Source organism: Microbacterium lacus, assembly GCF_039531105.1.
GTDB lineage: Bacteria > Actinomycetota > Actinomycetes > Actinomycetales > Microbacteriaceae > Microbacterium > Microbacterium lacus.
In genome coordinates this window covers 1,357,145-1,383,497 of record NZ_BAAAPK010000001.1, presented here as the reverse complement: position 1 = coordinate 1,383,497, position 26,353 = coordinate 1,357,145, and the positions used below count along the sequence as shown (strand labels likewise).

Here is a 26,353-nt window from a genome sequence, read left to right as displayed (position 1 = left end):
TCACTCCTCGGCGTCGACGGCGTAGCGGGCGCAATCGGAAGCCGGTGCGTCGGACCCGGAGAACCGGTCATCCGTCCAGCGCACGAGCGTCCGCAGGAATCCCGATGAGGGGACGATGAGCGAGCGGTGGTCGCCGGTCGCGAACTCCACCCACCGGACCGGCAGTCCCGCCGCACAGGCGTCACGGACGAAGTGCTCGGGCAGATCGGACGGGATCACCTCGTCCTGATCCGACCATCCGATCAGCACGGGGCCGCGCCACGGACCGATCGCACGGTTCTGTTCGAGCCGTCGGCCGAGTGCGCCCGCGGTCAGGTTCGCGGGATACAGGGGCCTGTCGGCGGACACACCGAGCGACGTGATCGCCGACACGAACAGACCCGGTTCGCTGAGGCACCGCTGGGTCATCTCCCGGACGATCGATCGGCCGGAGGTGACCACGTAATCCTCGACGTTGACGTCGGGGTACACGTCCGCGTACGGCACGAGCACCCAGGAAACGAGGATCGACAGCTCCGCGCCGGCATCGCGGCCCGCGAGCTCGCGCGCCATCGCCAGAGGATCGGTCACCGGAGCGAGCGCCGCCGTGCCGAGGATGCGCAGCTCGGGCGCGTACTCGGCCGCGACCGGATCGGTCCACAGGGCGGCGTGCCCGCCCTGTGAGTGCCCCCACACCACGACGTCGCGGGAGAGACGGACGTCCTCCAACTCGCCCGCCGCGCGGATGGCGTCCAGGCTCGACCGCGCCTCGCCCTCGCCGATCAGATACGGGAAGCGACCCGCCGCTCCTCGACCGGTGTAGTCCGATGCCACGACCACCCAGCCGCGACGCAGCGCCTCCGAGACCGCGGGGATCGCCCACCGGGTCGCGGTGGAGTCCATCAGGCTCGGCGCACATCCGCGTGCGACCCCGGTCGTCCCCCAGTTCCAGGACACGACGGGTCGTGGGCCCGGAGGCAGGTCGGTCGGGATGATGACCAGAGCGCTGGCCACGGCGCGCACGCCGACGGCATCCGTCGTGCTGTACAGGATCCGGCGCACCGTGCCGTCCGCGGGCGCGGAGCCGGCGTACGCGTCCGAGCGGATCAGCTCCCCCGGTCCGTCGGGAGCATCCGCCGGGGCGTTGTAGAACGCGTCGATCACGGGCGCACCCTCCGCGAGCCACCCGTTCACGCTCCAGGCGGTCCCGGCGAGGACCACCAGGACGACGGCGAGCGCGTAGCGGCCGGCATCCACGAGCCTGCGACCGCGCGGTCCGCGACCGGAATCGCTCAGAGTCGGCGTACGCCCCGCGAGCCGACGCCCCGCACGCCACACGAGCGATCCGCCGTAGACGATCGTGCGCACGCCGAACAGCACCGCCGCGATCAGGAGTGTCAGGTCGGGCCACGCGAGCGCGAGGACTCCGAAGACGATCTGCGCGACACCCGATGCACCCGACAGCACTCGCTCGCTCACCCGGCCGCGCAGGACGCCGGCCAGCGACCCGAGGCCGCCGATGATCAGCAGGACCGCGAGGACGGCCGGAAGGATCTCGAGACTGCGCCCGACGAAGAGCAGCACAGCGAGACCGCCGACGATCCACAGGACGCACACGATCCGATACCAGACGGTGCGGGAGCGCTCGGAGTCGGCGAGATCGAGGACCCCGGCGAGGATCGCAGCGACCCCGACCACGATTGCGAGCAGCCAGAGCGAGGTGAGCGGGCGCGTCACGATGAAGACGCCGAGCGCGAAGACGGAGATGCCGATCGCGAGTGCCGCCGGCGCGGGCGCCGCTTCGATGAGCCGGAGAGCCCGCCGCAGACGGGGCCTCGGCACCGCGGGAGGGGACGGCACGCTCACTCGGGCCATCCTAGATCGGACCGCCACGCCGTCCTGCCCGCGTAGCCTGGCCTGATGGACGCGACAGCCCCTCGCCGCGTGGCGCGCGAGGTGGAGCGCAGCGCTCCGCTTCGCGCCCTGGCCCGTGGGGGCTACGCGGCGAACGGACTGCTGCATATCCTGATCGGCGCGATCGCCGTCATCGTCGCCTTCGGAGGCGACGGCGCGAGCGACCAGTCCGGCGCCCTCATGGCGATCGCCGCCGTGCCGTTCGGGTTCATCCTGCTGTGGACGGCGGCGATCACGCTGGGGGCTCTGGCCGTCTGGCAGCTCGTGGACGGCATCCTGCAGCGTGCCCCCGCCGACAACGCCACCGGATTCTTCAGCAAGTGGGGCCGGCGCATCGGCGCGTGGGGTCAGGCGGCGATCTTCGGCGCGCTCGGCCTGATCGCCGCGGCGGTGGCGCTCGGCGCCCGCGTGGACGCCGAGTCCGCTGCCGAGGCGGCCAGCGCGGGTCTTCTGTCGATCCCCGGTGGGTCTGTCGTGCTCGTGCTCGCGGGGATCGGCATCGGGATCGGCGGCATCGCGTTCATCGTCATGGGCGTGCGACGCTCGTTCCGCGACAAGGTCGACATCCCTGACGAGGGTCCGGGGCGTGGGATTGCCGGACTCGGCCTGATCGGCTTCGTCGCGAAGGGGATCGCGCTCGGCATCGTCGGCGTCCTGCTGGTCATCGCGGCCGTCGACGCGGACGCCGATACAGCCGGCGGTCTCGACGGCGCCCTGCAGGCGCTCCTGAGGCTTCCGCTCGGCCCGATGCTGGTCGCGATCGTGGGAGCCGGGTTCATCGCCTACGGGGTCTTCTGCCTGTTCCGCGCGCGCTTCGCGCGTCTGTGACCAACGCCGTGTCAAGCCCTTGGCTCCCTCGGAGATGGGTGCGAGCCTCGGTGCATGACCGATGAGCGAATGACCCAGACCGAGGCGATCGTGCGCCTGAAGGAACTCGTGGAGGACATCGACTTCACGATGCTGACGACGCAGGATGCCGCCGGCAACCTCGTTTCGCGGCCCATGAGCACGCGCCAGATGGATGAGAACGGCGACATCTGGTTCTTCACGGCGGACGACTCGAAGAAGGCGGACGAAGTGCGGGCCGACCACGAGGTGGGCCTGTCCTACCTCGACGCGAAAGGAATGCGCTTCGTCTCCGTCGCGGGCCGCGCTGCGGTCGTGCACGACCGCGCGAAGATGGAGGAGCTGTACACCGCGTCCCTCGACATCTGGTTCGAGGACGGACTCGAGACCCCCGACATCGCGCTGTTGAAGGTCACGCCCGTGGAGTGCGAGTTCTGGGAACCCAAGCACGGAAAGCTCGTGATGGCGGCGGGCATGCTCAAGGCCCTCGTGACGAAGGACACCCCCGACGACACGATGCGGCACGAGAAGATCAGCTGCTGACCGCTCCCGGAGTGGACGGCGCGCTGTCGAACTCGTTGATCGCGCGGATCAGTCGGTGGAGGGACCCCACCTGGAACTGATCCGGAGTGAGGATCAGACGAGGCAGGTCCGGCCGGTCCGCATCGGCCAGCTCTTGCGGGAGCGCCGTCCCGGCCTCGATCCGCCCCTCCCGCACGAGCGACCCGAACTGCTCGTTGAGCGAGTCCACTTCTTCGGGCGTGGGCTCTGCGCGCAGACGGAGGACGAGCCGGCCGCCGACCCAGCGCAGCGAATCGTAGTTTCGCCAGAAGCCGGTCAGTTCGTCGGCGGCGGCCTCGACCGAATCCGTGATGAGCACCCGATCGAAATCGTGCGGCGAGATCACGCCCGACGTCACGAGCTGCTCGTCGACGAAGCGCCGCAGCCCCGCCCAGAACGTGCCGCCGGGTTCGTCCAGCAGCACGATCGGAGTGGGCTCGGCCTTCCCGGTCTGTTGCAGGGTGAGCAGCTCGAACATCTCGTCGAGCGTGCCGAAGCCGCCGGGGAGGCACACGAAGCCGGTTGACTCCTTCACCAGCATGAGCTTGCGCGTGAAGAAGTACTTCATCGCGACGTTGTTGGCGCTGCGCGCCAGGAGTGCATTCGGCTTGTCCTCGAACGGCAGCCGGATCGACACCCCGATCGAGTGGTCCACGCCCGCCCCCTCCGCGGCCGCCTGCATGATGCCGGGACCCGCGCCGGTCACCACCATCCATCCGCGTTCGGCCAGGGCACGTGCGACCCGCATCGTGGCGAGGTAGAGCTCGTCATCCGGTCGAGTCCGCGCCGACCCGAAGATCGTCGCCTTCGGCACGTCCTCGAAGGGGGCGAACAGCCGGAACGCTGCCCGCATCTCGGTCAGTGCGGCGGAAGTGATCTTCAGATCCAGCCGACTGGTGCGATCCATCCCCAGCCCGACGCCCGTGGTGAGGATGCGGGCGACGAGGTCCGCGTCGGTCGTGATGCCGGCATGCTCCAGCACTCCGCGGACGGCCTCGGTGACCTCGGCGGGGATGGGGGCACCGGATTCGGACACGCCTCCAGCCTCCCACGCTCCGCGCGTGAGCGGATCAGCCGACGGTCAGTCGGCCGACGGCATCCGCGATCGAGATGGTCTCGCGATCCCCGCTGCGGCGATCCCACAGCTCGACCTGACCGTCCGCGGCACCTCGCCCGACGATGACGATCTTCGGCACGCCCACGATCTCGGCATCGCCGAACTTCACACCCGGCGACACTTTCGGTCGATCATCGAGCAGGACATCCTTGCCGGCGGCCTCGAGTTCCTTCGCGAGGTCCTCGGCGACCTCGAACGCGACGGCGTCGCGCCCCGCCGCCACGACGTGGACGTCGAACGGTGATACGGATGCCGGCCAGATGAGTCCCTTCTCGTCGTTGTTGAGCTCGGCGATGATCGCGAGGATGCGTGTGACCCCGATGCCGTACGAGCCCATCGTGACGGTGACGAGCTTGCCGTTCTCATCGAGGACTTTCAGCCCCAGCGCGTCGGCGTACTTTCGGCCGAGCTGGAAGACGTGGCCGATCTCCATGCCGCGCGCGAGTTCCACCGGACCGGAGCCGTCGGGGGCGGGGTCGCCCGCGCGCACCGATGCGACCTCGACGAAGCCGTCGCCTGCAAAATCACGGCCGGCGACGAGCGAGTGCACGTGCTTCTGATCGATGTTCGCGCCGGTGATCCAGCTCGTGCCGTCGACGACGCGGGGGTCCAGCAGATAGCGGATGCCGGTGGCGGACTCCTCGCCGAGGATCGCGCCCGTGGGCGACCACGGACCGATGTAGCCCTTGACCAGGAGCGGGTGCTTCTCGAAGTCCTCGGGCGTGGCCTGCTCGACTTCGGCGGGGGCGAACGCGACCTCGACGCGCTTGTCGTCGACGTCGCGATCACCCGGGAGGCCGATGACGACGAGCTCGCGCGTGCCGTCGAGGTGGGTGAGGGCCAAGACCACGTTCTTGAGCGTGTGCGCCGCGGTCCACTCCCCCTCGGCGGGTGCGTCGAGGTGAGCGTTCGCGTGGTCGACGAGCGTCGCGATCGTCGGTGTGTCGGGCGAGTCGAAGATCACGGGCTCGGGCAGGCCCTCGATGGCGATCGGGTCGGGAGCGACCGTCGTGAACGCTTCGACGTTCGCGGCATAGCCGCCGGCGGACCGGACGAACGTGTCCTCGCCGACGGCGGTCGGGTGCAGGAACTCCTCCGACCGCGACCCGCCCATGGCCCCGGCATCCGCCTGAACGATGACGTACTCGAGGCCGAGCCTGGCGAAGATGCGCTCATAGGCGTCGCGCTGGGCCATGTAGGACGCGTCGAGCCCGGCATCCGTGTAGTCGAAGGAGTACGCGTCCTTCATCGTGAACTCGCGGCCGCGCAGAAGCCCGGCGCGGGGACGCGCCTCATCGCGGTACTTGTCCTGGATCTGGTAGATGGCCAGCGGGAGGTCTTTGTACGACGAGTACAGGTCCTTCACCAGCAGCGTGAAGACCTCTTCGTGCGTTGGAGCGAGCAGGTAGTCGGCGCCCTTGCGATCCTGCAGGCGGAAGATGCCGTCGCCGTACTCCTCCCAGCGGCCCGTGACCTCGTACGGTTCGCGCGGCAGGAGCGCGGGGAAATGCACCTCGTACGCGCCCGCCGCCGTCATCTCGTCGCGGATGATGCCTTCGACCTTCGCCTTGACCCGCAGGCCGAGCGGCAGCCACGCGAAGATGCCCGGCGCCTGGCGGCGGATGTACCCGGCGCGGACGAGCCACCGGTGCGAGGCGACCTCGGCGTCGGCGGGGTCTTCGCGGAGCGTGCGGAGGAAGTAGTGCGAGAGACGTGTGACCACGAGGGTCAAGCTTAGACGCGGGGCTGTCGTCGGCGCCGCGTCAGCGAACGCTCGCGTCGAGGTGGGCGATCAGCGCGCCCGTCAGCGAGGCGAGGGTTTCGCGATCGAGGAAGTGAGCCGACACGCGGATCGCGTTGCGGTCCGTCGCCGCGACGATCACCGTGGACTCGGAGCTCAACGGACCGATCCAGGCCGCCGTCGCGCCGGGAACGTCCACCGCGACCAGCCCGGCGCTCGAAATCGCGTCGGCCGATGCGCCGCGACTGCCCGGTCCGACGTCGATCTCGATCAGTTCGAGGCGGTTCTGCGGGTTCTCTGCCGGTGGAGAGCCGTTGGACCCGCACCACGATCTCAGACCGTTCGCCGCCTCGAGGTCGTACACGACGCCGCTCGGGTTCGCATCGCCCTGATAAGGCCCGAGATCGTCGCGCGAAAGGTGGGCGGCGACAACGGCGCGGAGGTCCTCACAGACCGGCAGCAGCCACGACCCGGCGGGGAGCTCGGCCGGGACGCCGGGCTCGCTCTGGGCGCGGGGTCCGGCGAGCGCGACGGCGCGCACTGCTCTGTCCGCATCGCCTCCGTACGCCACGACCCACGCGTCCCCGTAGACCGCCGAGTAAACGCATTCGTCGCCGCCGAGGCAGTCGGGCACCACCCCGGCTTTCGCCCGGATGTCGGCGGGAACGACGGCGGTCGGGTAGGCGGCCACGTAGAGGTACGGGTAGGTGTCGTCGACGGCGGACCAGGTGCAGGTCACACCGCCGATGAGCGACGGGTCGTCGATGGACAGCGGGTGCCGCACTTCTGCGGTGACACCGAGGATCTCGTTCGCCTCCTCTGCGGACAGGAGCAACGCGCAGTCTCCCTCGACGGCGACGGGGGCGGAAATGTCCGGTGCGACCGTCGGCGTCGGGCTCGGCGCGGGGGTTCGGGAGATGCTCGGGGTGGGCGAGGGAGTCGATGTCACCGCGGCGCTATCGGCGCCGAGGTTGGAGGCTGCAGCGATCGCTCCCCCGGTCACCCCTGCGACGAGCAGGATCGCGAGCGCTCCGGCGATGAGCTGCGTGCGGTGCGTGCCCACCGGCTTGACCGTGTGCACTCCGGATAGCAGGACCTCCCGGATGTGCTGGTGCTCGCGAGGCGTCAGTTCGTCGTCGTTCAGGCCCATGATGCCTCCATCGCGGTCATCTCATCGCGCAGTTTCGCCTTCGCGCGGGCGAGTCGGGACTTCACGGTGCCGACCGGGATGCCCAGGGTCTCGGCCGCGGCACGATCGGGGTAGCCCTCGAGCACGGTGAGCACGATCACGCTCTGCTCCCGGGCCGGCAGTCGCTTCAGTGCCGCGAGAACGCCGGACTCATCGGAAAGCACCGGTGTTTCGTGGTGCGACGCAGCGGGTGTGCGGGTGAGAAGCGTCCGGTAGCGCCGCCCGGCGCGTTCGAGGTTGCGGGCCGCGTGCGAGACCGTGTTCAAGAGCCATGGGAGCGGCGACCCGTCCACGAGCCGCACCGACTCCCGGCGGCGCCAGAGCTCGAAGAAGGCCACGGTCACCGCATCCTTCGCATCCTCGCGAGTGGACAGCAAGCGACGCGCGTGGCGGAACAGCCGGGCCTCGTGCCGGTCGAACAGCTCTGCCAGTGCAAGCTCATCGCCCGCTCGCACCCGTTTCCACGCGGCAGCATCGTCGTCGCTCATACCCAGAAGTGTCCGTCACAGCCGAAAAGGTTCCCGAATCGCGGAAAGAAATCCGCCCGAGGACCCACCGTCATAGCCTGGAGCGATGACGAAGGCACTGCTCACGGGTTTCGAGCCGTTCGCCGGCGATGCGGTGAACCCGTCAGAGGAGGCCGTCCACCTCGTCGCGTCCCGCTGGAGCGGCCCGGAGGAGCTGATCACCGCGGTCCTGCCGGTCACGTTCGCCGGCGCTGCGGCGCGGATGCGCGAGCTGCTCGCGCAGCATCGGCCGGACGTCGTGGTCGCGACGGGGCTCGCGGGCGGGCGGAGCGGGATCGGCGTCGAGCGCGTCGCGATCAACCTGGCGGATGCCCGCATCCCCGACAACGCCGGGTTCCAGCCGACGGACGAGCCCAGCGTCCCCGGGGCTCCGGCCGCGCACTTCTCGACTCTGCCCGTCAAGTCCGCGGCCCACGCCGTGCTCGCCTCCGGCACGCCCGCCGAAGTGTCGTATTCGGCAGGGACGTTCGTTTGCAACCACACGTTCTTCGCCCTGCTGGACGCCGCGCCGGAGGGTGTGCGCGCCGGGTTCGTCCACGTCCCGTGGAGCATCGAGCACGCCCCCCAGGGCGCACCGGCCCTGACGGCGGACGCGATCGCACGGGCGGTCGAGATCATCGTCCGGGTGAGCCTCGACGCGCAGGTGGACGAGCACCTCCCCGGCGGCACGCTGCACTGAATCGGGTTTGACGCGACGGCCGCGCGTGGTGTGCAATATATTGCATGCCGGTTCCCTCCGTCGCCCTCCCTCCGCGTCCCCTCCTCCGCGATGACGTGTACGCGCGGATCCGCGACGCGATCGTCGACGGCACGCTCGCCCCGCAGGAGCAGCTGCGCGACACCGAATTGGCGACCTGGCTCGGCGTCAGCCGCACGCCGGTGCGCGAGGCGCTGCTGGAGCTCGCGCGTGCGGGACTCGTGCGCGCCGTCCCCGGCAGGTCGACCGTGGTCGCACCGCTGGAGGACCGCCAGGTCCGCGACGCGCAGGCCGTGGTCGCCGCGATGCACGCCCTGGTCGTCCGCGAAGCGGTCCCCCGGCTCGATGCCGAAGACCTGCAGCGCATGCGTGCCGCGAACGACGCGTTCGCGGCCGCGCAGCGGGCCGGCGACACGGATGCCGCCCTCCGCGCCGACGAGGCCTTCCACCGCATCGCGGTCGAGGTGTCCGGGAACGCCGCCGCGGCGGCGGTGATCGCGCAGTACGAGCCGGTGCTGCACCGCGCGGAGCGCCTGCGCTTCGCGTCGCACGAAGGAGCGGCATCCGTCGCCCGCCACCGAGCGCTCATCGACCTGTGCGCCGCCGGCGACGCCGAGGGTGCCGCTCGCGTCGCCGAACAGACCTGGCAGAGCCTTGCCGCACCCGCCCCGATCGAAGGACCCGACGCATGAGACTGGCCGAATTCCCCCGCTACCCGCTGACGTTCGGGCCGAGCCCCCTGCAGCACCTGAAACGCCTGACCCAACATCTCGGTGGGGCCCAGGTCTGGGCCAAGCGCGAGGACGTCTCCAGCGGCCTCGCGTACGGCGGCAACAAGGTGCGCAAGCTCGAGTACATCGTGCCCGACGTCCTCGCGTCCGGCGCCGACACCCTCGTCTCGATCGGCGGATACCAGTCGAACCACACCCGGCAGGTCGCCGCCGTCGCCGCCCACCTGGGGCTGAAGGCACGGCTCGTGCAGGAGAAGTGGGTGCCCTGGGACGACCCCGTGAACGACAAGGTCGGCAACATCCTGCTCTCGCGCATGATGGGCGCGGATTCGCGCCTCGACGACGCCGGCTTCGACATCGGCGTGCGCGACTCGTGGAAGAACGCGCTCGCGGAGGTGGAGGCATCCGGCGGCAAGCCGTACCCCATCCCCGCCGGGGCCTCCGAGCATCCGCTCGGCGGACTCGGCTTCGCCAACTGGGCGTTCGAGGTCGCCGAGCAGGAGAGGGCCCTCGGCATCACGTTCGACACGGTCATCGTCTGCACAGTGACCGGTTCGACGCACGCCGGCATGATCGCCGGGTTCGCGGCCCTGGAGGACCTCACCGGCGTGAAGCGCCGCGTGCTCGGGATCGACGCCTCGGCCACCCTGTCGAAGACGCGCGATCAGGTCGAGCGCATCGCGCGGAACACGGCAGCGCTCATCGAGCTCGGCCGTGACCTGCGCGACGACGAGATCCAGGTGCTCGAAGGCTGGGCGGGAGATCTGTACGGCATCCCCGTGGAGTCGACGATGAACGCGATGGCCCTCGGCGCCCAGCTGGAGGCGATGATCACCGACCCCGTGTACGAGGGCAAGTCCCTCGCGGGGCTCATCGACCTCGTGCAGAGCGGCGACATCCCGAAGGATTCGCACGTGCTCTACGCGCACCTGGGCGGGCAGCCCGCGATCAACGCGTACCACTCGCTCTGGAGCTGAGTCCCGTGAGCTCGCACCGGGTTGCCGGAGCCGCCGTCGCGGCGATCGTCGCCGCCGTGCTGCTGCTCGCGGGCTGCGCGGCGACCGGCACCCGCGGCGCCGTGGTGCAGGAGGACGACGACTTCGGCACGGCCGAGGTCTACGCCGTGCAGGAGGGCGACCTCGAGCCGGCACCCGACGAGCGTGCCGCGACCGTCTGGGACCTGTTCGTACGAGTCGTCACCCCCGCCTTCGCGGCGTCATCCATGAGCGAATACCGTGCGGGCGATGACGTGGACAGCGACACGCTCGCCTACGTGCACCGCGCCGACGACCCCGAGTACTGGGTGCTCGCAGCGAACCTTGCGTTCGCGGACGATCAGGATCTGCTGCTGTCGACCCTGATCCACGAATACGGCCACATCCTCAGCCTCGGCGTCGCGGATGCCGATCCCGACGTCGCCTCGTGCGACACGCTCGAACTGTCCGAGGGGTGCCTCGCCCCGGATTCGCTGCTCCTCGCGTTCGACGAGCGCTTCTGGCTGCCGTACGGGTCGGACGCGCCGACACCGGACGACGACGACCCCGATGCGGCCGCGGCGTTCTACGCCGCGCACGAGGAGGACTTCGTGTCGGACTACGCGGCCACCAACGTCGTCGAAGACTTCGCTGAGAGCTTCATGACGTTCGTGCTCGAGGATCGCCCGGAGGACTCGTCGCCGGTGGCCGAGAAGCTGCTGTTCTTCTGGGACGTCCCCGAGTACGTCGAGATCAGGGACCGGATCCGCGCCGAGTTCTCCCTCACCTGACCTGCTCGCCGCGAAAGGGCGCGAATGCCGGGCGACACGCCGTGCGGGAGGTGCGTTACTGCCCTCTCGCGAGGTGCAGCAGGCTCAGGGCGTCAGCACCTGAGCCGTCCCGAGCGGGGCGTCCGGCCCCATCTCGGCGGCAAGGCGGTTGGCCTCCTCGATGAGCGTCGCGACGATGTCCGCCTCGGGCACGGTCTTGATGACCTGGCCCTTCACGAAGATCTGCCCCTTGCCGTTGCCGGAGGCGACACCGAGGTCGGCCTCCCGGGCCTCGCCCGGCCCGTTCACGACGCAGCCCATGACGGCGACGCGCAGCGGAACGGTCATGTCCTTGAGGCCCTCGGTCACGTCGTCGGCGAGCGTGTAGACATCCACCTGCGCGCGGCCGCACGACGGGCACGACACGATCTCGAGCTTGCGCTCGCGGAGGTTCAGCGACTGGAGGATCTGATGCCCGACCTTGACCTCTTCGGCGGGCGGGGCGGAGAGGGAGACGCGGATCGTGTCGCCGATGCCCTCGCCGAGCAGGATGCCGAACGCCGTGGCGCTCTTGATCGTGCCCTGGAACGCGGGACCGGCCTCGGTCACTCCGAGGTGCAGCGGCCAGTCACCCATCTGCGCGAGGAGCCGGTAGGCCTGCACCATGATCACCGGGTCGTTGTGCTTGACCGAGATCTTGAAGTCGTGGAAGTCGTGCTCCTCGAACAGCGACGCCTCCCAGCGAGCGCTCTCGGCGAGCGCCTCCGGCGTGGCTTTGCCGTACTTCTGCAGCAGACGCGGATCGAGCGAGCCGGCATTCACCCCGATGCGCAGCGAGACACCGGCATCCTTGGCGGCCTTCGCGATCTCGCCGACCTGATCGTCGAACTTGCGGATGTTCCCGGGGTTCACACGGACCGCCGCGCACCCGGCGTCGATCGCCTGGAAGACGTACTTCGGCTGGAAGTGGATGTCCGCGATCACGGGGATCTGGCTCTTCTTCGCGATGATGTGCAGCACGTCCGCATCGTCCTGCGACGGGACGGCGACGCGCACGATCTCGCAGCCGGATGCCGTCAGCTCGGCGATCTGCTGAAGCGTGGCGTTGATGTTGGTGGTCGGCGTCGTGCACATGGACTGGACACTGATCGGGGCGTTGCCGCCGACGAGCACCTTGCCCACCTTGATCTGCCGGGACTTGCGGCGGGGGGCGAGGGTTTCGGGGACCTTGGGCATCCCGAGATTGACTGCTGGCACCCCTCCAGCCTACGACGCGAGCGGCTCGGAACGGGCGATCGCGGCATCCGTCGGTCTGATATCGTGACCGCATGCGCACGAACCGCACCTGGTGGCCCGCCTTCTAGGCGGTGTGTTCGCATTCTCTGACCACAGACCGCCCACCGGGCGGTCTTTTTCGTTTCGTGGCGACCGCCCGCCCACACCGGAGGCCCCGATGACCGACGCCGGTCCTGCCGATCTGATCGACCTCGCCGCCCGCGGCGTGCCCTTCGCGCTCATCGCTCGCGACGCCGGCTCGATCGAAGTCCTCACCGGCGACGTCGTCGATGTCGAGCTTCTGGGCGACATCCCGCTGCATGACGCCGCGGGAGCGCCGCTCGAGGTGCTCGCCCTCGTGCCGTTCCGCCAGGTCCGCGAGCGCGGCTTCGAGTGCCACGACGACGGGGCGCCGCTGCGCTGCCTGATCGTCCGCGAACACCGCGTCGTCGACCGCGAGGCCGCGATCGCGGAACTGCCGTCGGCCCCGGTGCCGCTCGCCGACCCGGGTTTCGACATCGCCGATGAGGAGTACGCCGACATCGTCCGCCGGGTGATCGCCGATGAGATCGGTCTGGGCGAGGGCGCGAACTTCGTGATCCGCCGCGACTTCACCGCGGGCGTGACCACGGATGCCGCCACCGCGGCCCTGACGTGGTTCCGTGCTCTGCTCGAGGGCGAGCGGGGTGCGTACTGGACCTTCGCGATCGTGACCGGCGACCACGTGGCCGTCGGCGCGAGCCCCGAAGCGCACGTGAGCGCCCGCGACGGCGTGGTCACGATGAACCCGATCTCGGGCACGTTCCGCCACCCCGCGGGCGGCGCGACGATCGAGACGCTCACCGAGTTCCTGGAGTCGACGAAGGAGACCGAGGAGCTCTTCATGGTCGTCGACGAGGAACTCAAGATGATGAGCGCCGTGTGCTCGGACGGCGGGAGGATCACCGGTCCGCACCTGAAGGAGATGTCGCGGCTCACCCACACGGAGTACGTTCTGCGGGGACGCAGCCGCCTGGACCCCCGCGAGATCCTCCGCGAGACGATGTTCGCGCCGACAGTGACCGGCTCCCCCATGCAGAACGCATGCACCGTCATCACGCGGCACGAGCGGTCGCCGCGCGGCTACTACTCGGGAGTGGCCGCGCTGTTCACCCCGCGCACCGACGCGATCCTCGCGGGCGAGTCCACGCATGATCTGGACGCGCCGATCCTCATCCGCACCGCCTATCTGCAGGACGGACGTCTGCGAGTGCCGGTCGGTGCGACGCTCGTGCGCCACTCCGACCCCTACGGCGAAGTGAGCGAGACGCACGGCAAGGCCGCCGGCGTGCTGGGCGCGATCGGCGCGGTGCCGCGCGACCGGCCGCTGGAGGTGCGTGCCGACGTGATCGACGAGGATGCGCCGACGGCCGACCCGTTGCCGCTCGCGGACGACCCGGGCATCGCGGCGCTCCTGGCCTCCCGCAACGAGCGACTCGCGTCGTTCTGGCTCAACCCGCAGCACGCGCTCGCCGGCGGCGGTCCGTTCCACGGACGCTCCGCTGTCGTGGTCGATGCCGAGGATCGCTTCACCACGATGCTCGCCCACCAGCTGCGCCATCTGGGGCTGAATGCCCGCATCATACCGTGGAGCGCGGTCACCGATGACGAGATCGATGCAGCCGAACTGGTGGTCGCCGGTCCCGGCCCCGGCGACCCGCGGGATCCCGGCACCCCCCGGATGCGCCGCATGCGAGAGGTCGTCACCCACCGCCGCGCGACGGGTCGGCCGCTCCTGGCCGTCTGCCTCAGCCACCAGATCCTCGCCGACGGGTTCGGCATCGCGCTCGCTCCTCTGGATGCTCCGCATCAGGGCCTCCAGAAGACCGTGGACGTGTTCGGGCAGTCGGCCTCGATCGGCTTCTACAACACGTTCACCGCACGGGTCGAACCCGGTACGACGGCGGTGGGCGATGCGGAGGTGTCCGCGGACGCGGACGGCGACGTGTACGCCCTGCGCGGGCCCGGGTTCGCCTCGATCCAGGGCCACCTCGAGTCGATCCTGTCGCGCGACGGCATGAGTACTTTGGAGCGTCTGGTCGCGAGCGCGCTCGTGCCCGTTCAGGCCTGACCGCCGCCGACCCGCGCCGCCAGCAGTCGTCGCTCGGCCTCGTTCGCGGTCAGTTCGAGGGCGACGAGGTCCTCGGCCAGCGCCTCGTCTTGCCGGCCGACCTCGCGCAGCATGCGTGCGCGCACGGCGTGCCACAAGTGCGAACGCTCCAGTGCTGTGCGCAGGGCATCGACCTCGGCGAGCGCCGCAGCCGGTCCCGCCACCTCGGCGAGCGCGACCGCCCGATTGAGGCGGACGACGGGCGTCGCGTCATACGCGAGGAGCATGTCGTACAGCGTGAGCACCTGCAGCCAGTCGGTCTCCGCCGCCGTCCGCGCGTCGCAGTGGCAGGCGGCGATCGCCGCGTGCAGCTGCCATCGGCCGGGGCGGCGGAGCGTCGCCGCGCGCGCGAGGGCCCGCCGTCCCTCAGCGATGAGCCGGGAGTCCCATCGTGAGCGGTCCTGAGCCGCCAGGAGAACGAGTTCCCCGTCGACGGCGCGCCCGCCTTCGCGGGCCCGGTGCAGGAGAAGGAGGGCGAGAAGCCCCTGCGCCTCCGCCTCGCGGGGAAGCGCCGCCGCCACCACGCGGGCGAGCCAGACGGCGTCCTCCGCGAGATCGCGGTCCGCGCCCGCATCCCCACCGGCCACGAGGTGCGCTTCGGAGTACATCACCGAGATGACGGTGAGCACGATGTCCACGCGGGCGAGCAGACTCTCCGCCTCCGGGATGCGGATCGGGATCCCGGCCGCGGCGATCTTGCGCTTGGCGCGGACGATGCGTTGCGCCACCGCCTCCTGCGTACTGAACGTCGCGCGCGCGATCTGAGCCGTCGTCAGACCGCAGACCGCCCGCAGGGTGAGGGCGAGCTGGGCGTCCGCCGAGAGCGCCGGGTGACAGCATCCGAACAGCAGCGGCAGACGCTCGTCGACGTCGGGTCCGCCTGCCGTGACGGTCGGCTCCGCCACGAGCTGCGCGAGCTTCTCGCGATAACGCTTCTCGCGACGGAGGCGGTCCAGGGCGTTGTGCCGTGCCGCCTGGAGAAGCCAGCCACCGGGGTTCGCCGGGATCCCCCGGCGCCGCCACTGTGCGAGCGCTTCGAGCACAGCTTCGGCCACGGCGTCCTCCGCGACGTCGAAGCTGCCGGTCCACGCCGTGAGCGAGCCGACGATCCGGCCGGCCTCCTCACGCACGATCCGCGAGAGGAGGACATCCGATGCCGCAGCCCGGGCGCCGTCGAAGGCGCCCGGAGCCGCGGCATCCGTGTCGGTCATTCCTCGAATTGGCTGTAGTCCACGACCATCGGCCGGACTTCGACCGACGTTCCGGGGATCTCGAGCATCGGCCAGCTGCGGGCCAGGGCGATCGCCGCGTCCAGATCCGCCACGTCGATGACGGTGAACCCGCCGACCGCCTCGCGGGCCTCGGTGAACGGCCCGTCGACCACGACGGGGCCCTCCGGCGCGTGCCGGACGGTGGTCGCGGTCTCCACGGGCTGCAGCTCGGCGCCGGAGTCGGAGATGACGGCCGCGTGCTCGCCGAACCACTCGTAGACGCGGGCGTAGACCTCCTGCTGGCGCTCCGGCGGCACGGCCGCATCCAGTTCCGGAGTGCTGGTGAACATGATGACGTACTTCACGGTGGTGGTCCTTTCGTCAGGGAGACCGTTTCATCCCTTCAGCGAACGGACAAGACCGTTTTCGACACCACAGCGGAAAATCAGATGATCGAGAGCGGATTGAAGATGTCGGCGAGGATCAGCACAGCGCCCATCACGATGAGTCCGATCACGACGACGAACGTCACCGGGACCAGTTTGGTCGCATCCACCGGCTTCGGCGGCGGCCGGTGGAAGAGCTTGGCGAGGAACCGCTTGAGCCCGTCCCACAGGGCGACCACGATGTGGCCGCCGTCCAGCGGAAGCAGCGGGATGAGGTTGAACACGAACAGCGCGATGTTCAGCGACGCCAGGAGCCCGAGGAATCCGGCGACGCGATTGAGCACCGGCGCCTCCGCGGCGGCGACCTCCCCCGACAGGATGCCGGCACCCACGATGCTGAGCGGGCTGTCGGCGCTGCGCTCCTCACCCGTGATCAGCGTCGTCGCCGTCTGGTACACCTTCACGGGCAGCTGCCACATGATGCCGGCGACCGCGCCGACGTTCTCGCCCGCCGCAGCGGCCCCCGCCCAGATCGGCTGGCGCTCGTACTCGACGGTCGGGCGCACCCCCAGGAATCCGATCCGTTCGGCCGACCCGTCCGCCCCGGTGGCATCGATCGCGGCCGGGACGACGGTGACCGTGCGCTCCGCACCGTCGCGCTGGATCACGAGGGTGAGCTGCTCGCCCGGCGAGGCCTGGATGATCCTCGACACCTCGTCGAACCCGGTGACCGCAGTGCCGTTCACCGACACGATCGTGTCGCCCGGCTCGATGCCCGCCGCGGCGGCGGGCGGCGCCGGATCTGAAGACGTGCACTCGGTCACCCCGGCCTGCGGCACGCACTCGCTCAAGGCGCTGACGGTCGTCGTGGCCGTCTGCACTCCGATCCCGGTCAACAGGATCGAGAACAGCACGATCGCGAAGAGCAGGTTCATCACCGGACCGCCGAGCATGATGATGACCCGCTTGTACACAGGGAGCTTGTAGAACACCCGGTCGTCGTCGCCCTGCAGCGTCTCGTCGTTCGCGGCCCGCGCGTCCTGCACCATCGTGGCGAAGAATCCGCCTCCGGCGCGCCCTGTCGCCGCGCGCTCGGCGGGAGACGGCGGGTACATCCCCGCCATCGAGATGTAGCCGCCGAGCGGAATCGCCTTGAAGCCGTACTGCGTCTCGCCGTAGCGGCGCGACCACAGGGTGGGGCCGAAGCCGATCATGTACTGCCCGACACGCACGCCGAATCTCTTGGCCGGGACGAGGTGCCCGATCTCGTGCAGGGCGATCGAGACCGCCAGGCCCACGATCATGAGCACGACGCCGATGACGAACGCGATGGCTTCCACACGCCCACGGTACTCGCGGCGGCTTTGAGTCAGCCGAGCAGGCGGATGAGAGGATGGTCAGGCCATGGCGAACGACCTTCCCTCCCACCTGCCCCCCGTGCTGCGCCCGGACCACCCGCCGACCCACCCTCTGCGGGAGCTGGCCGATCGGTACGCCCGGGACGTCCGCGGCGAGATCGGCGACGCCACCCTCACCGGGTTGACCCTCGCGACCGCGGACCTGCGTCCGGGTGATGTGTTCGTCGCCGTCCGCGGGGTGAACCGGCACGGCGCCGACTTCGCGGCATCCGCTGCGGAGAAGGGCGCGGTCGCCGTCGTCACGGACGCGGAGGGCGCGGACGCCGCCGCCGGGACCGGGCTCCCGGTCATCGTCGTCGATGACCCACGCGGCATCCTCGGCGACCTGTCCGCATGGGTCTACGGCACCGGCCGCGACGACGATCTGCCGCTGCTGTTCGGAACGACCGGCACGAACGGCAAGACGAGCGTGTCCCACCTGCTCGAAGGGATCCTCGGCCAGCTCGGAGTCGTCACGGGACTGTCCTCGACCGCCGAGCGGCACATCGCCGGTCAGATCGTCGTCTCGCGGCTGACCACGCCCGAGGCGTACGAGATGCACGCGCTCCTGGCGCTCATGCGCGAACGCGGCGTCGAGGCGGTCGTGGTCGAGGTCAGCGCGCAGGCGCTCAGCCGTCGACGTGTGGACGGCATCGTCTTCGACGTCGCCGCGTTCACGAACCTCACGCACGACCACCTCGACGACTACGCCGACATGCGCGAGTACCTCGAGGCCAAGCTCCCCCTCTTCCGTCCCGATCGCGCGCGCCGCGCCGTGATCTCGCTCGATTCGGATGCCGCCGCCGAGGTGCAGGAGCGCTGCGAGATCCCGTTCGTCACCGTCGGCACCCCGGCGATCGCCACGGACCCGGATGCGGCCGCGCGGGCGGACTGGGTCGTGGAGATCGTGCACGAGCGTCAGACCGGGACGGAATTCCGCCTGACGGCCGCCGACGGTCGCACACTCACCACGATCGTGCCCGTGATCGGCCGGCACATGGCCGCGAACGCGGGTCTCGCGATCGTGATGCTGCTCGAGGCCGGCTACGCGTGGGAGCGGATCGTGGCGACCCTGACGGGCGACGGCGGGATCCGGGCCTACCTTCCCGGCCGCACGGAGCGAGTGTCCGGGGACCGAGGGCCCGCGGTGTACGTCGACTTCGGCCACTCACCGGACGCGTTCGAGAAGACGCTCGCCGCCGTCCGCCGGGTCACGCCCGGCAAAGTGGTCATGCTCTTCGGAGCGGACGGCGACCGCGACGCCACGAAGCGCCACGACATGGGCCGCACCGCGGTCCTCGGCAGCGACATCCTGGTCGTCACCGACCACCACCCGCGCTTCGAGGACATCGACTCGATCCGCGCGACGCTGATCGAGGGCGCGAGGCGTGCGCGACCGGATGCCGAGATCCACGAGTTCTCACCCCCCGAGGTCGCGATCGTCGAGGCGGTCGCCCTCGTCGGCGACGGCGACGCGATCCTGTGGGCGGGGCCTGGTCATCAGGACTATCGCGACATCCGCGGCGTCCGCACGCCCTATTCGGCGCGCGAACTCGCCCGCCGCGCGCTGCGCGACGCCGGGTGGCCCGTCCCCGAGCCGCACTGGCCGGTGCCGTACCCCGACTGAGCGGACTCAGCCTGCCGCGATCGCCCGATCCGCGGCATCCCGCGCCCACCGCTCCGCCTCGGCGAGCGAGTCGCGCGTCAGCGTCGAACCGACCGTCGCCTCGGGGTCGTGCGTCTCCACGACGCGCTCGATGAGCTCGACGATGCCGGTGAACGGCAGGCGCCCGTCGTGGAATGCGTCGACCGCCTGTTCGTTCGCGGCGTTGAAGACGGCGGGATAGCTGCCGCCCGCCCGTCCGACCTTCTTTGCGAGCCGGACCGCGGGGAACGCCTCGTCGTCGAGCGGTTCGAAGGTCCACGACGTCGCGACCGACCAGTCGATCGGCCGGCCCACGCCGGCCACGCGATGCGGCCAATCGAGGCCGAGCGAGATCGGCAGCCGCATGTCCGGCGGTGAGGCCTGGGCGATCGTCGAACCGTCGAGGAACTCGACCATCGAGTGCACGACCGACTGCGGATGCACGACGACGTCGATGTGCGCGTAGTCGACGTCGAACAGCAGGTGCGCCTCGATGACCTCGAGCCCCTTGTTCACCAGGGTCGCCGAGTTCGTCGTGACGACGCGGCCCATGTCCCACGTCGGGTGGGCGAGCGCCTCGGCGGGAGTGACGGCCTCGAGGGACGCACGGCTGCGTCCGCGGAAGGGGCCGCCGGACGCGGTCAGCACCAGCCGTCGCACTTCGCCGCGCTCCCCCGCCCGAAGCGCCTGCGCGATCGCGGAATGCTCGGAGTCGACCGGGACGATCTGACCCGGGCGCGCGATCGCCGTCACGAGGTCACCGCCCACGATGAGCGATTCCTTGTTCGCGAGGGCGAGCGTGCGTCCGCTCTCCAACGCCGCGAGCGTCGGGCCGAGACCGACCGACCCGGTGATCCCGTTGAGCACCACATCGGCGTCGACGTCGCGGACGAGCTGCTCGGCCTCCGCGGCGCCGAGCGCCGTGTGCTCCACGCCGAACTGCTCGGCCTGCGTCTGCAGCTGAACACGGTCGGATCCGGCCGCGAGCCCCACGACCTCGAAGCGTTCCGTGTTCGCGCGGATCACCTCGAGCGCCTGCGTGCCGATCGAACCGGTGGAACCGAGGATGAGGACGCGACGCATGAGGCCAGACTAGCCAGCCCGCGCTTACTGAGCGGGCGCCTGGTGCTGCGTGCCGAGGATGTCGACGACGAAGACGAGCGTCTCACCGGCGAGCTCGTTCTCGGACGAGCCGGCCTCGCCGTAGCCGAGCGCGGGCGGGATGACCACGAGCACCTGCGAACCGACCGTCTGGCCCTCCAGCGCCTGCCGGAAGCCGTCCACGACCCCGGTCGTCTGGAAGGACGCGGGTGCCCCGTTCTCCCAGCTCGAGTCGAACACCGAACCGTCCGACCACTTCACGCCGGTGTACTGGACGAGGACGGTGTCGCCCGATTCGACGGTGGCGCCGTCGCCCTTCTTCAGGGTCTCCAGCTGCAGATCGGCGGGCGCGTCGCCGCTCGGGATCTCGATGGTCGGGGCGCCGTCATCGGCGAGGGTGACCTCCGGCAGTCCGGCCTGGGGCTCCTGCGGCTCGCCCCATGCGGCATCCGGCACCGTCGAGACGAAGTCGAACACGTACACCTGGCCCGGGTTGGGGTCGGCGGGCGGATAGGCGACGACGACCCGCGTTCCGGGAGTCGCGCACCCGAGGATCTGGCCGATCGGGTTGTCGGGCGAGATCTGCACGGGCAGCACCGGGTTGCCGTCGTATCCGATCGCGCCCAGCTTCTCGCCGGTCTCCGCATTAAAGGCGCTCAGCGCGTACGTGACCAGCTCGCCGGATTCCACCGGGTCGCCCGATCCCTCTTCCACGACGGTGGTCTGCAGGTTCGTGATCTCCAGCGGCGACGTGAACGTCGCGGTCGACTCCTGGCCCACCTCACCCTCCACGGTGACGGCATCCGATGCCGCGCCGGACGGCGCCGCGGCGCTGCACAGGTCCACGACCGGTGCGGCCGTGGGGCTCTCGTCGGCCGTCGGCGCGCTGGACGCGCACCCGGCGAGGAGGACGCCGGACAGCGCGATGGCGGAAAGGGCGACGAGCGGGCGAATGCGCACAGTGATCCTCAGGATGAAGGGAAGGGAAGTGACCATCTTCCCCCACGATTCCTCTGTCCCGGCTGAGAGGACACCATGCCGGTGAGGGTATGGAATCGGGAGTACCCTCGACGGGTGACTTCCGCGGACGCTCCCGATTCCACAGAAGCCGGCTCCGCGCTCGCCCCCCGACAGATGGGGGCGACGTACGGTCTCGGCCGCTTCGTCATCGCTCCGCTGGCCCGCATGGTCTACCGTCCGCGCGTGGAGGGTCGGGAGAACGTGCCGCGCTCCGGACCCGTCATCTTCGCGAGCAATCACCTCTCGTTCATCGACTCGATCGCGATCCCGGTCGCCGCGCCGCGCCCGGTGCACTTCCTCGCGAAGTCGAGCTATTTCGACGGCCCCGGATTCTCCGGCTGGCTGTCCAAGGAGTTCTTCACCGCGATTGGAGCCGTGCCCGTCCAACGCGGAGCCGGACAGGCCGCCCTGGACGCGCTGGATCAGCAGCGCCGGCTCCTCGACGCCGGCAACGCGGTCGCGCTCTATCCGGAGGGCACGCGCTCCCTCGACGGCCGGCTGTACAAGGGCCGGACCGGCGTGGCGTTCCTCGCGCTGCAGACCGGTGCCCCCGTCGTCCCCGTGGGGCTGATCGGCACGGACAAGGTCATGCCGGTCGGGGCACGCCTCCCGTCGCTGCGCGAACGCGTCACGGTCAAGTTCGGCGAACCTCTCGATCTCTCCCACCACGGCGGCGCGGATTCCGGCCGGGCGCGTCGCCTCGCGACGGATGACATCATGGCGGCGATCCACGCCCTCTCGGGCCAGGAGCTCGCGGGCGCCTACAACGAGGCACCGGCTCAGAATCCGATCGAGCGCATCCGCCAGGTCCTGCCGCACGAGCGTCGCTGAGCGGTCACTCCGATACGACGCTCGCCGAGGCGGACACCTCGATCGTCGGGACGTGGCGCACCGGGAAGTTCACGGAGTTCGCGATGAAGCACCACTCGTTCGCCTGCGCGTGCGCGGCGGTCGCGGCATCCACCATCGCGGCGTCCGCGACGACGACGTGCGGCCGCAGCTCGACCTCGCGGAAAGCCCCGCCGCCCCTGCCGTCCTCGACCATCACTCCGGTCGCCTCGTCGCGGTAGGCCACCACCACGACCCCGGCTTGCACGCACGCGTGCAGATAGGACAGGAGGTGGCATTCGCTGAGCGCGGCGAGCAGGAGATCCTCGGGATTCCAGCGCGCCGGGTCACCGCGGAACGGCTTGTCGGACGAGGCCAGCAGGTCGGGCTTCCCCTCGACTTCGATCTTGACGCTGCGATCGTAATCGCGGTAGCCGCGGGTGCCCGCACCGCGGTTCCCGGTCCAGATGGTGCGCAGGGCGTACCGGTGCTCGCCGAACATCGTCCCAGTCTGACACGCCCGGGATCGGCGGGGTGCGGGCGGTAGGCTGGCGGGGTGCCGCAGACCTTCGCCGTCGCCGATGCCGTCGAACTCGCCGTCGTCGAACGCAGCGGCTTCGTCGAATCCCGGCACGCGGGCGCCGCGATCGTGGTGGATCCCGCCGGTACTCCGGTGCGGGTGCTGGGCGACACCTCCGCGCCGATCCTCCCCCGTTCGAGCCTGAAGCCGCTGCAGGCACTGGCGTGCCTGACCGCGGGTGCGCCGCTCGACGGCGAGCGACTCGGCATGGCGACGGCGAGCCACTCCGGCACGGACCGGCATGTCTCGGTCGTGCGCGACGTGCTGGACGCGGCAGGCCTCTCCGAGGACGCGCTGCGCTGCCCGCCGGCATGGCCCGGCGACCAGAGCACGCGGGATGAGGTCGTACGCGCAGGTGGCGCACCGTCGCGCATCCGCATGAACTGCTCGGGCAAGCACGCCGCGATGCTCCTCACGTGCACCGTGAACGGGTGGCCGACCGAGAGCTATCTCTCCCCCGAGCACCCGCTTCAGGTCCACATCCGCGATGTGGCCGAGCGTCTCGTGGGCGAGCGCTTCGCGGCGACCGCGATCGACGGATGCGGCGCTCCGGTCTATGCGATGAGCCTCGGCGGGCTCGTCAAGGCGATCCATCGGGTCGGAACGTCCTCGGAGCGCTCCCCCTTCGCGCTGCACCGCAGCGCGGGGATGCTCGTTCGCGCCGTCCGGGAGAACCCATGGACGATCGACGGCCCGGGGCGCGCGGACACGGTCGTGATCGAACGCCTCGGCGTGTTCGCGAAGGGCGGCGCCGAAGGCGTCATGGTGATGGTGGCCCCGGACGGCACGACCGTGGCACTGAAGATGCTGGACGGGAGCGGGCGGGCGGCCACGGTGGTGGCGCTGCGACTCCTCGAGCAGCAAGGCGCCCTGGCCGCCGCGGACGTCGCCGCCGCCACCGCAGAACTCGCGCTGTCCGTCTCGGGCGGCGACCAGGTTGTCGGGGCCATCCGCCCCGCTTTCTAGAGGCGCTCCGACCCGGAGCGGAAAGGATCTCGACGATGAGGATCTCCGTCCCCACCGAAGTCAAGAACAACGAGTACCGTGTGGCTCTCACGCCCGCGGGCGTCCACGACCTCGCGCAGGCGGGTCATGAGGTGTTCGTGCAGCGCGGCGCGGGCGCGGGCTCGTCCATGCCGGATGCCGAATACGAGGCCGCCGGAGCGACGATGCTCGACGAGGCCGCGGAGGTGTGGGCCCGCGCCGAGCTTCTCCTGAAAGTGAAGGAGCCGATCCAGAGCGAGTACGGCTTCTTCCGCGACGACCTCGTGCTGTTCACCTACCTCCACCTCGCCGCCGACCGACCGCTGACCGACCGGCTGGTCGCAGACGCAGTGACCGCGATCGCGTACGAGACCGTGCAACTCGCCGGCGGCGGTCTGCCCCTGCTGGCACCGATGAGCGAAGTCGCGGGGCGTCTGGCACCGACGGTCGGCGCGTCGACCCTCATGCGTTCCGCGGGCGGTCTCGGGCTGCTCATGTCGGGTGTGCCGGGCACGCGACCGGCCCGCGTGACCGTGATCGGCGGCGGCGTGGCGGGTGCGAACGCCGCGGTGATCGCCGTCGGACTCGGGGCCGACGTGACGATCTTCGACACGAACGTCCAGCGCCTGCGCTACCTCGACGACCACTTCCAGGGGCGCGTGAAGACCGCGGCCTCCAACCCCCTGGATCTCGACCGTGCGGTGGTCGATTCCGATCTCGTGATCGGCTCCGTTCTCATCCCGGGGGCGAAGGCACCCAAGCTCGTCACGAACGAGATGGTCTCCCGGATGCGCCCCGGTTCCGTGCTCGTGGACATCGCGGTCGATCAAGGCGGCTGCTTCGAGGACACGCACCCCACCACGCACGCCGATCCGACGTTCCCGGTGCACGGCAGCGTGTTCTACTGCGTGGCGAACATGCCCGGCGCCGTGCCGAACACCTCCACGTCCGCCCTCACGAACGCCACGATGCCGTACATCCGCCAGATCGCACGGCACGGCTGGCGGGACGCGCTGCGGGCCGACGCGGCGCTCGCAGGCGGTCTGAACACCCACGGCGGAGCAGTCGTGAATCCGGGTGTCGCGAACGCGCACGGGATCGCGCCGGTCCCGCTCGCCGACGCCCTCCGCTGAGACGCCGGTCGACGGCGGCGGTCAGACGCCGCCGTCGACCGAGCGGATGTAGGCAGCGGGGTCGTCGGGAACGAGAACGGGCGTTTCGCGATTGAGGCTCTGCCCGCGGAAGAACGCCTTGGACCGCGGGAACGCGAACCAGATGAGCATCAGGACGACCCCGAACGCGAGGGATCCGATGCCCAGGACGAACGTGCCGCCGATGCCGAACAGCACGGTGTAGCCGTAGTCGACGTCGTACATGTCGATCGCGGACTGGACGAACGCGTACGTGAGCATGAGCGCGCCCAGCAGCGGGAAGAGGCCCTTGTAGAAGAAGTCGCGCGCCGACGAGAAGAGGTCCCGCCGGAAGTACCAGACGCACGCGTAGCCCGTCACGGCGTAGTAGAAGGCGATCGCGAGCCCGAGCGAGAGAATCGAGTCCTGGAGGATGTTGTCGCTGATCAGCGTCATGCCGATGTAGTACACCGATGCCACCACGCCCATGACGAGCGTCGAGAAGGACGGCGTCTTGTAGCGCGGGTGGACCGTGGCGAACCGCTTGGGCAGCGCCTTGTACGCCGCCATCGCGAGAGTGCCGCGCGCCGTCGGGAGGATCGTGGTCTGCGTGGACGAAATCGCGGAGATCATGACGGCCACCACCAGGATCCAGCCGACCGGACCCAGCAGTCCGTCCTTGATCGCGAGGAAGAAGTCATCCGCGTTCGCCTCGTTGCCCAGGCCCGTCCCGGTGTCCCCGAGACCCGCGTACATCATCGCGGCGACCGTGACGCCGACGTAGGTGATCAGCAGGAACACCGTGGTGAGAAGGGCTGCGCGTCCGGGGATGCGCTTGGGATCCTTCGTCTCCTCGTTCAGCGCCAGGCAGGTGTCCCATCCCCAGTAGATGAACAGGGCGAGCAGGATCGCCTCGATGAAGCTGCTCCAGTCCCCGAGCGCGAACGGGTTGAACCACGCCCAATCGAACGGGGTGGGGTCCGGCGCCGTCCCGGCGAAGAAGTGCCAGAGCGCCGCGACGACGAAGATCGCCAGTGCGAGGTACTGGATGCCGAGCAGGATGTTCTGGACGCGCTCGCCGATCTCGACTCCTCGCCAGCTGATCCACGTCATCGCGGCGATGAAGACCACGCCGGTCACAGTGACCAGCGGAACGTTGTCGGCCAGCAGGGCGTCCGACGGGTTCTGGATGATCCCGTCCACGAGAGCCCAGAAGTAGATGCCGGCGATCTGGGCGAGATTGGCCAGCACGACCATCCCCGCCACCGCGACACCCCACCCGCCGAGCCAGCCGACCCAGGGGCCGAACGCCTTCGTGCCCCAGGTGAAAGTCGTGCCGCAGTCCGGGATCTCGTTGTTGAGTTCCCGGTAGGCGAAGGCGATGAACAGCATGGGCACGAAGGCGAGGATGAAGATCACCGGGGCCTGGGCGCCGACGGCGAGCACGACGAAGCCGAGCGTCGCGACGAGCGAATACACCGGGGCAGTCGAGGCGAGCCCGATGACCGTGGATCCCCAGAGTCCGAGTGTGCCGGCGGCGAGTCCCTTGCCTTCGGGTCGGTCGAGGGAGATCGGTGTTGTGGTCACACAGTGACCGTAGG

At 70.1% G+C, this 26,353-nt stretch carries 24 protein-coding genes; 11 read left to right on the top strand and 13 right to left on the bottom strand.

Going from position 1 to position 26,353, the window contains the following annotated elements:
* On the bottom strand, positions 1-1,845 hold the full coding sequence (locus ABD197_RS06450; protein WP_344052770.1) for a lipase family protein: 1,845 nt from the start codon (positions 1,843-1,845) through the stop codon (positions 1-3).
* Positions 1,846-1,899: 54 nt separating this feature from the next.
* Between ABD197_RS06450 and ABD197_RS06445 the strand changes: the two genes are divergently transcribed.
* Together ABD197_RS06445 and ABD197_RS06440 are read left to right on the top strand one after the other, a co-directional pair.
* On the top strand, positions 1,900-2,721 hold the full coding sequence (locus ABD197_RS06445; RefSeq protein WP_344052767.1) for a DUF1206 domain-containing protein: 822 nt from the start codon (positions 1,900-1,902) through the stop codon (positions 2,719-2,721).
* A 54-nt stretch (positions 2,722-2,775) separates the two neighbouring features.
* The gene (locus ABD197_RS06440) at positions 2,776-3,282 is read left to right on the top strand and encodes a pyridoxamine 5'-phosphate oxidase family protein (RefSeq protein WP_344052765.1); all 507 of its coding nucleotides are present in this window, start codon (positions 2,776-2,778) and stop codon (positions 3,280-3,282) included.
* Here ABD197_RS06440 and ABD197_RS06435 read toward each other — a convergent pair.
* The 4 genes from ABD197_RS06435 to ABD197_RS06420 are packed head-to-tail and all read right to left on the bottom strand — an operon-like array spanning position 3,272 to position 7,835.
* The gene (locus ABD197_RS06435) at positions 3,272-4,336 is read right to left on the bottom strand and encodes an LOG family protein (protein WP_344052763.1); all 1,065 of its coding nucleotides are present in this window, start codon (positions 4,334-4,336) and stop codon (positions 3,272-3,274) included. The genes ABD197_RS06440 and ABD197_RS06435 overlap by 11 nt on opposite strands.
* 34 nt (positions 4,337-4,370) lie before the next feature.
* Positions 4,371-6,140: a proline--tRNA ligase gene (locus tag ABD197_RS06430; protein WP_344052761.1), complete on the bottom strand. Its 1,770-nt coding sequence runs from the start codon at positions 6,138-6,140 to the stop codon at positions 4,371-4,373.
* 40 nt (positions 6,141-6,180) lie between these two features.
* Positions 6,181-7,308 carry a hypothetical protein gene (locus tag ABD197_RS06425; RefSeq protein ID WP_344052759.1) on the bottom strand — a complete coding sequence of 376 codons (1,128 nt, stop codon included), beginning with the start codon at positions 7,306-7,308 and terminating at the stop codon, positions 6,181-6,183.
* Positions 7,299-7,835 carry an RNA polymerase sigma factor gene (locus ABD197_RS06420; RefSeq protein ID WP_344052757.1) on the bottom strand — a complete coding sequence of 179 codons (537 nt, stop codon included), beginning with the start codon at positions 7,833-7,835 and terminating at the stop codon, positions 7,299-7,301. Before ABD197_RS06420 ends, ABD197_RS06425 begins: the two co-directional genes overlap by 10 nt.
* A gap of 85 nt (positions 7,836-7,920) precedes the next feature.
* On the opposite strand from ABD197_RS06420, the gene pcp reads away from it, so the two are divergent.
* Genes pcp through ABD197_RS06400 form a run of 4 tightly spaced genes read left to right on the top strand, consistent with a single transcriptional unit; the run spans position 7,921 to position 11,067 of the window.
* Positions 7,921-8,553, top strand: coding sequence for a pyroglutamyl-peptidase I (pcp, locus tag ABD197_RS06415; protein ID WP_344052755.1), 633 nt, complete (start codon positions 7,921-7,923; stop codon positions 8,551-8,553).
* 44 nt (positions 8,554-8,597) lie between these two features.
* Positions 8,598-9,263 carry a GntR family transcriptional regulator gene (locus ABD197_RS06410; protein WP_344052754.1) on the top strand — a complete coding sequence of 222 codons (666 nt, stop codon included), beginning with the start codon at positions 8,598-8,600 and terminating at the stop codon, positions 9,261-9,263.
* On the top strand, positions 9,260-10,279 hold the full coding sequence (locus tag ABD197_RS06405) for a 1-aminocyclopropane-1-carboxylate deaminase (protein ID WP_344052752.1): 1,020 nt from the start codon (positions 9,260-9,262) through the stop codon (positions 10,277-10,279). The genes ABD197_RS06410 and ABD197_RS06405 overlap by 4 nt, the downstream gene beginning before the upstream one ends.
* 5 nt (positions 10,280-10,284) lie before the next feature.
* Complete coding sequence (locus ABD197_RS06400) at positions 10,285-11,067, top strand: NADH:ubiquinone oxidoreductase subunit 4 (chain M) (RefSeq protein WP_344052750.1); 783 nt, start codon at positions 10,285-10,287, stop codon at positions 11,065-11,067.
* Positions 11,068-11,151: 84 nt separating this feature from the next.
* On the opposite strand, the gene ispG is transcribed toward ABD197_RS06400, so the two are convergent.
* Complete coding sequence (gene ispG, locus ABD197_RS06395) at positions 11,152-12,303, bottom strand: flavodoxin-dependent (E)-4-hydroxy-3-methylbut-2-enyl-diphosphate synthase (RefSeq protein WP_344052747.1); 1,152 nt, start codon at positions 12,301-12,303, stop codon at positions 11,152-11,154.
* A gap of 196 nt (positions 12,304-12,499) precedes the next feature.
* Here ispG and ABD197_RS06390 point away from each other — a divergent pair, with 196 nt between their 5' ends.
* A complete protein-coding gene (locus tag ABD197_RS06390; protein ID WP_344052745.1) occupies positions 12,500-14,431 on the top strand; it encodes an anthranilate synthase family protein in 1,932 nt (643 codons plus the stop codon).
* Here the strand turns inward: ABD197_RS06390 and ABD197_RS06385 are convergent.
* The 3 genes from ABD197_RS06385 to ABD197_RS06375 form a co-directional block, all read right to left on the bottom strand.
* Positions 14,422-15,681, bottom strand: coding sequence for an RNA polymerase sigma factor (locus ABD197_RS06385; protein WP_344052743.1), 1,260 nt, complete (start codon positions 15,679-15,681; stop codon positions 14,422-14,424). The genes ABD197_RS06390 and ABD197_RS06385 overlap by 10 nt on opposite strands.
* Positions 15,678-16,046 carry a YciI family protein gene (locus ABD197_RS06380; protein WP_344052741.1) on the bottom strand — a complete coding sequence of 123 codons (369 nt, stop codon included), beginning with the start codon at positions 16,044-16,046 and terminating at the stop codon, positions 15,678-15,680. The genes ABD197_RS06385 and ABD197_RS06380 overlap by 4 nt, the downstream gene beginning before the upstream one ends.
* An 80-nt stretch (positions 16,047-16,126) precedes the next feature.
* A complete protein-coding gene (locus ABD197_RS06375; protein ID WP_344052739.1) occupies positions 16,127-17,407 on the bottom strand; it encodes a M50 family metallopeptidase in 1,281 nt (426 codons plus the stop codon).
* Between the two features lie 64 nt (positions 17,408-17,471).
* Between ABD197_RS06375 and ABD197_RS06370 the strand changes: the two genes are divergently transcribed.
* On the top strand, positions 17,472-19,091 hold the full coding sequence (locus ABD197_RS06370) for a Mur ligase family protein (RefSeq protein ID WP_344052737.1): 1,620 nt from the start codon (positions 17,472-17,474) through the stop codon (positions 19,089-19,091).
* A gap of 6 nt (positions 19,092-19,097) precedes the next feature.
* Here the strand turns inward: ABD197_RS06370 and dxr are convergent, their stop codons facing one another.
* Both dxr and ABD197_RS06360 read right to left on the bottom strand, forming a co-directional pair.
* Positions 19,098-20,192 carry a 1-deoxy-D-xylulose-5-phosphate reductoisomerase gene (gene dxr, locus ABD197_RS06365; RefSeq protein WP_344052735.1) on the bottom strand — a complete coding sequence of 365 codons (1,095 nt, stop codon included), beginning with the start codon at positions 20,190-20,192 and terminating at the stop codon, positions 19,098-19,100.
* 24 nt (positions 20,193-20,216) lie between these two features.
* A complete protein-coding gene (locus ABD197_RS06360; RefSeq protein ID WP_344052733.1) occupies positions 20,217-21,170 on the bottom strand; it encodes an FKBP-type peptidyl-prolyl cis-trans isomerase in 954 nt (317 codons plus the stop codon).
* A gap of 174 nt (positions 21,171-21,344) precedes the next feature.
* Between ABD197_RS06360 and ABD197_RS06355 the strand changes: the two genes are divergently transcribed.
* Entirely contained in the window at positions 21,345-22,061 is a 717-nt protein-coding gene (locus ABD197_RS06355; protein ID WP_344055806.1) for a lysophospholipid acyltransferase family protein, read from the top strand.
* A 4-nt stretch (positions 22,062-22,065) separates the two neighbouring features.
* Here the strand turns inward: ABD197_RS06355 and ABD197_RS06350 are convergent, their stop codons facing one another.
* Positions 22,066-22,560, bottom strand: a complete 495-nt coding sequence (locus ABD197_RS06350) for an OsmC family protein (RefSeq protein WP_344052731.1) — start codon at positions 22,558-22,560, stop codon at positions 22,066-22,068.
* A 54-nt stretch (positions 22,561-22,614) separates the two neighbouring features.
* On the opposite strand from ABD197_RS06350, the gene ABD197_RS06345 reads away from it, so the two are divergent.
* Together ABD197_RS06345 and ald are read left to right on the top strand one after the other, a co-directional pair.
* A complete protein-coding gene (locus tag ABD197_RS06345) occupies positions 22,615-23,604 on the top strand; it encodes an asparaginase (RefSeq protein ID WP_344052729.1) in 990 nt (329 codons plus the stop codon).
* A gap of 35 nt (positions 23,605-23,639) precedes the next feature.
* Entirely contained in the window at positions 23,640-24,755 is a 1,116-nt protein-coding gene (ald, locus tag ABD197_RS06340; protein WP_344052726.1) for an alanine dehydrogenase, read from the top strand.
* 21 nt (positions 24,756-24,776) lie between these two features.
* Here ald and ABD197_RS06335 read toward each other — a convergent pair whose 3' ends face one another.
* A complete protein-coding gene (locus tag ABD197_RS06335) occupies positions 24,777-26,339 on the bottom strand; it encodes an APC family permease (protein ID WP_344052724.1) in 1,563 nt (520 codons plus the stop codon).
* Positions 26,340-26,353: the final 14 nt, after the last annotated feature.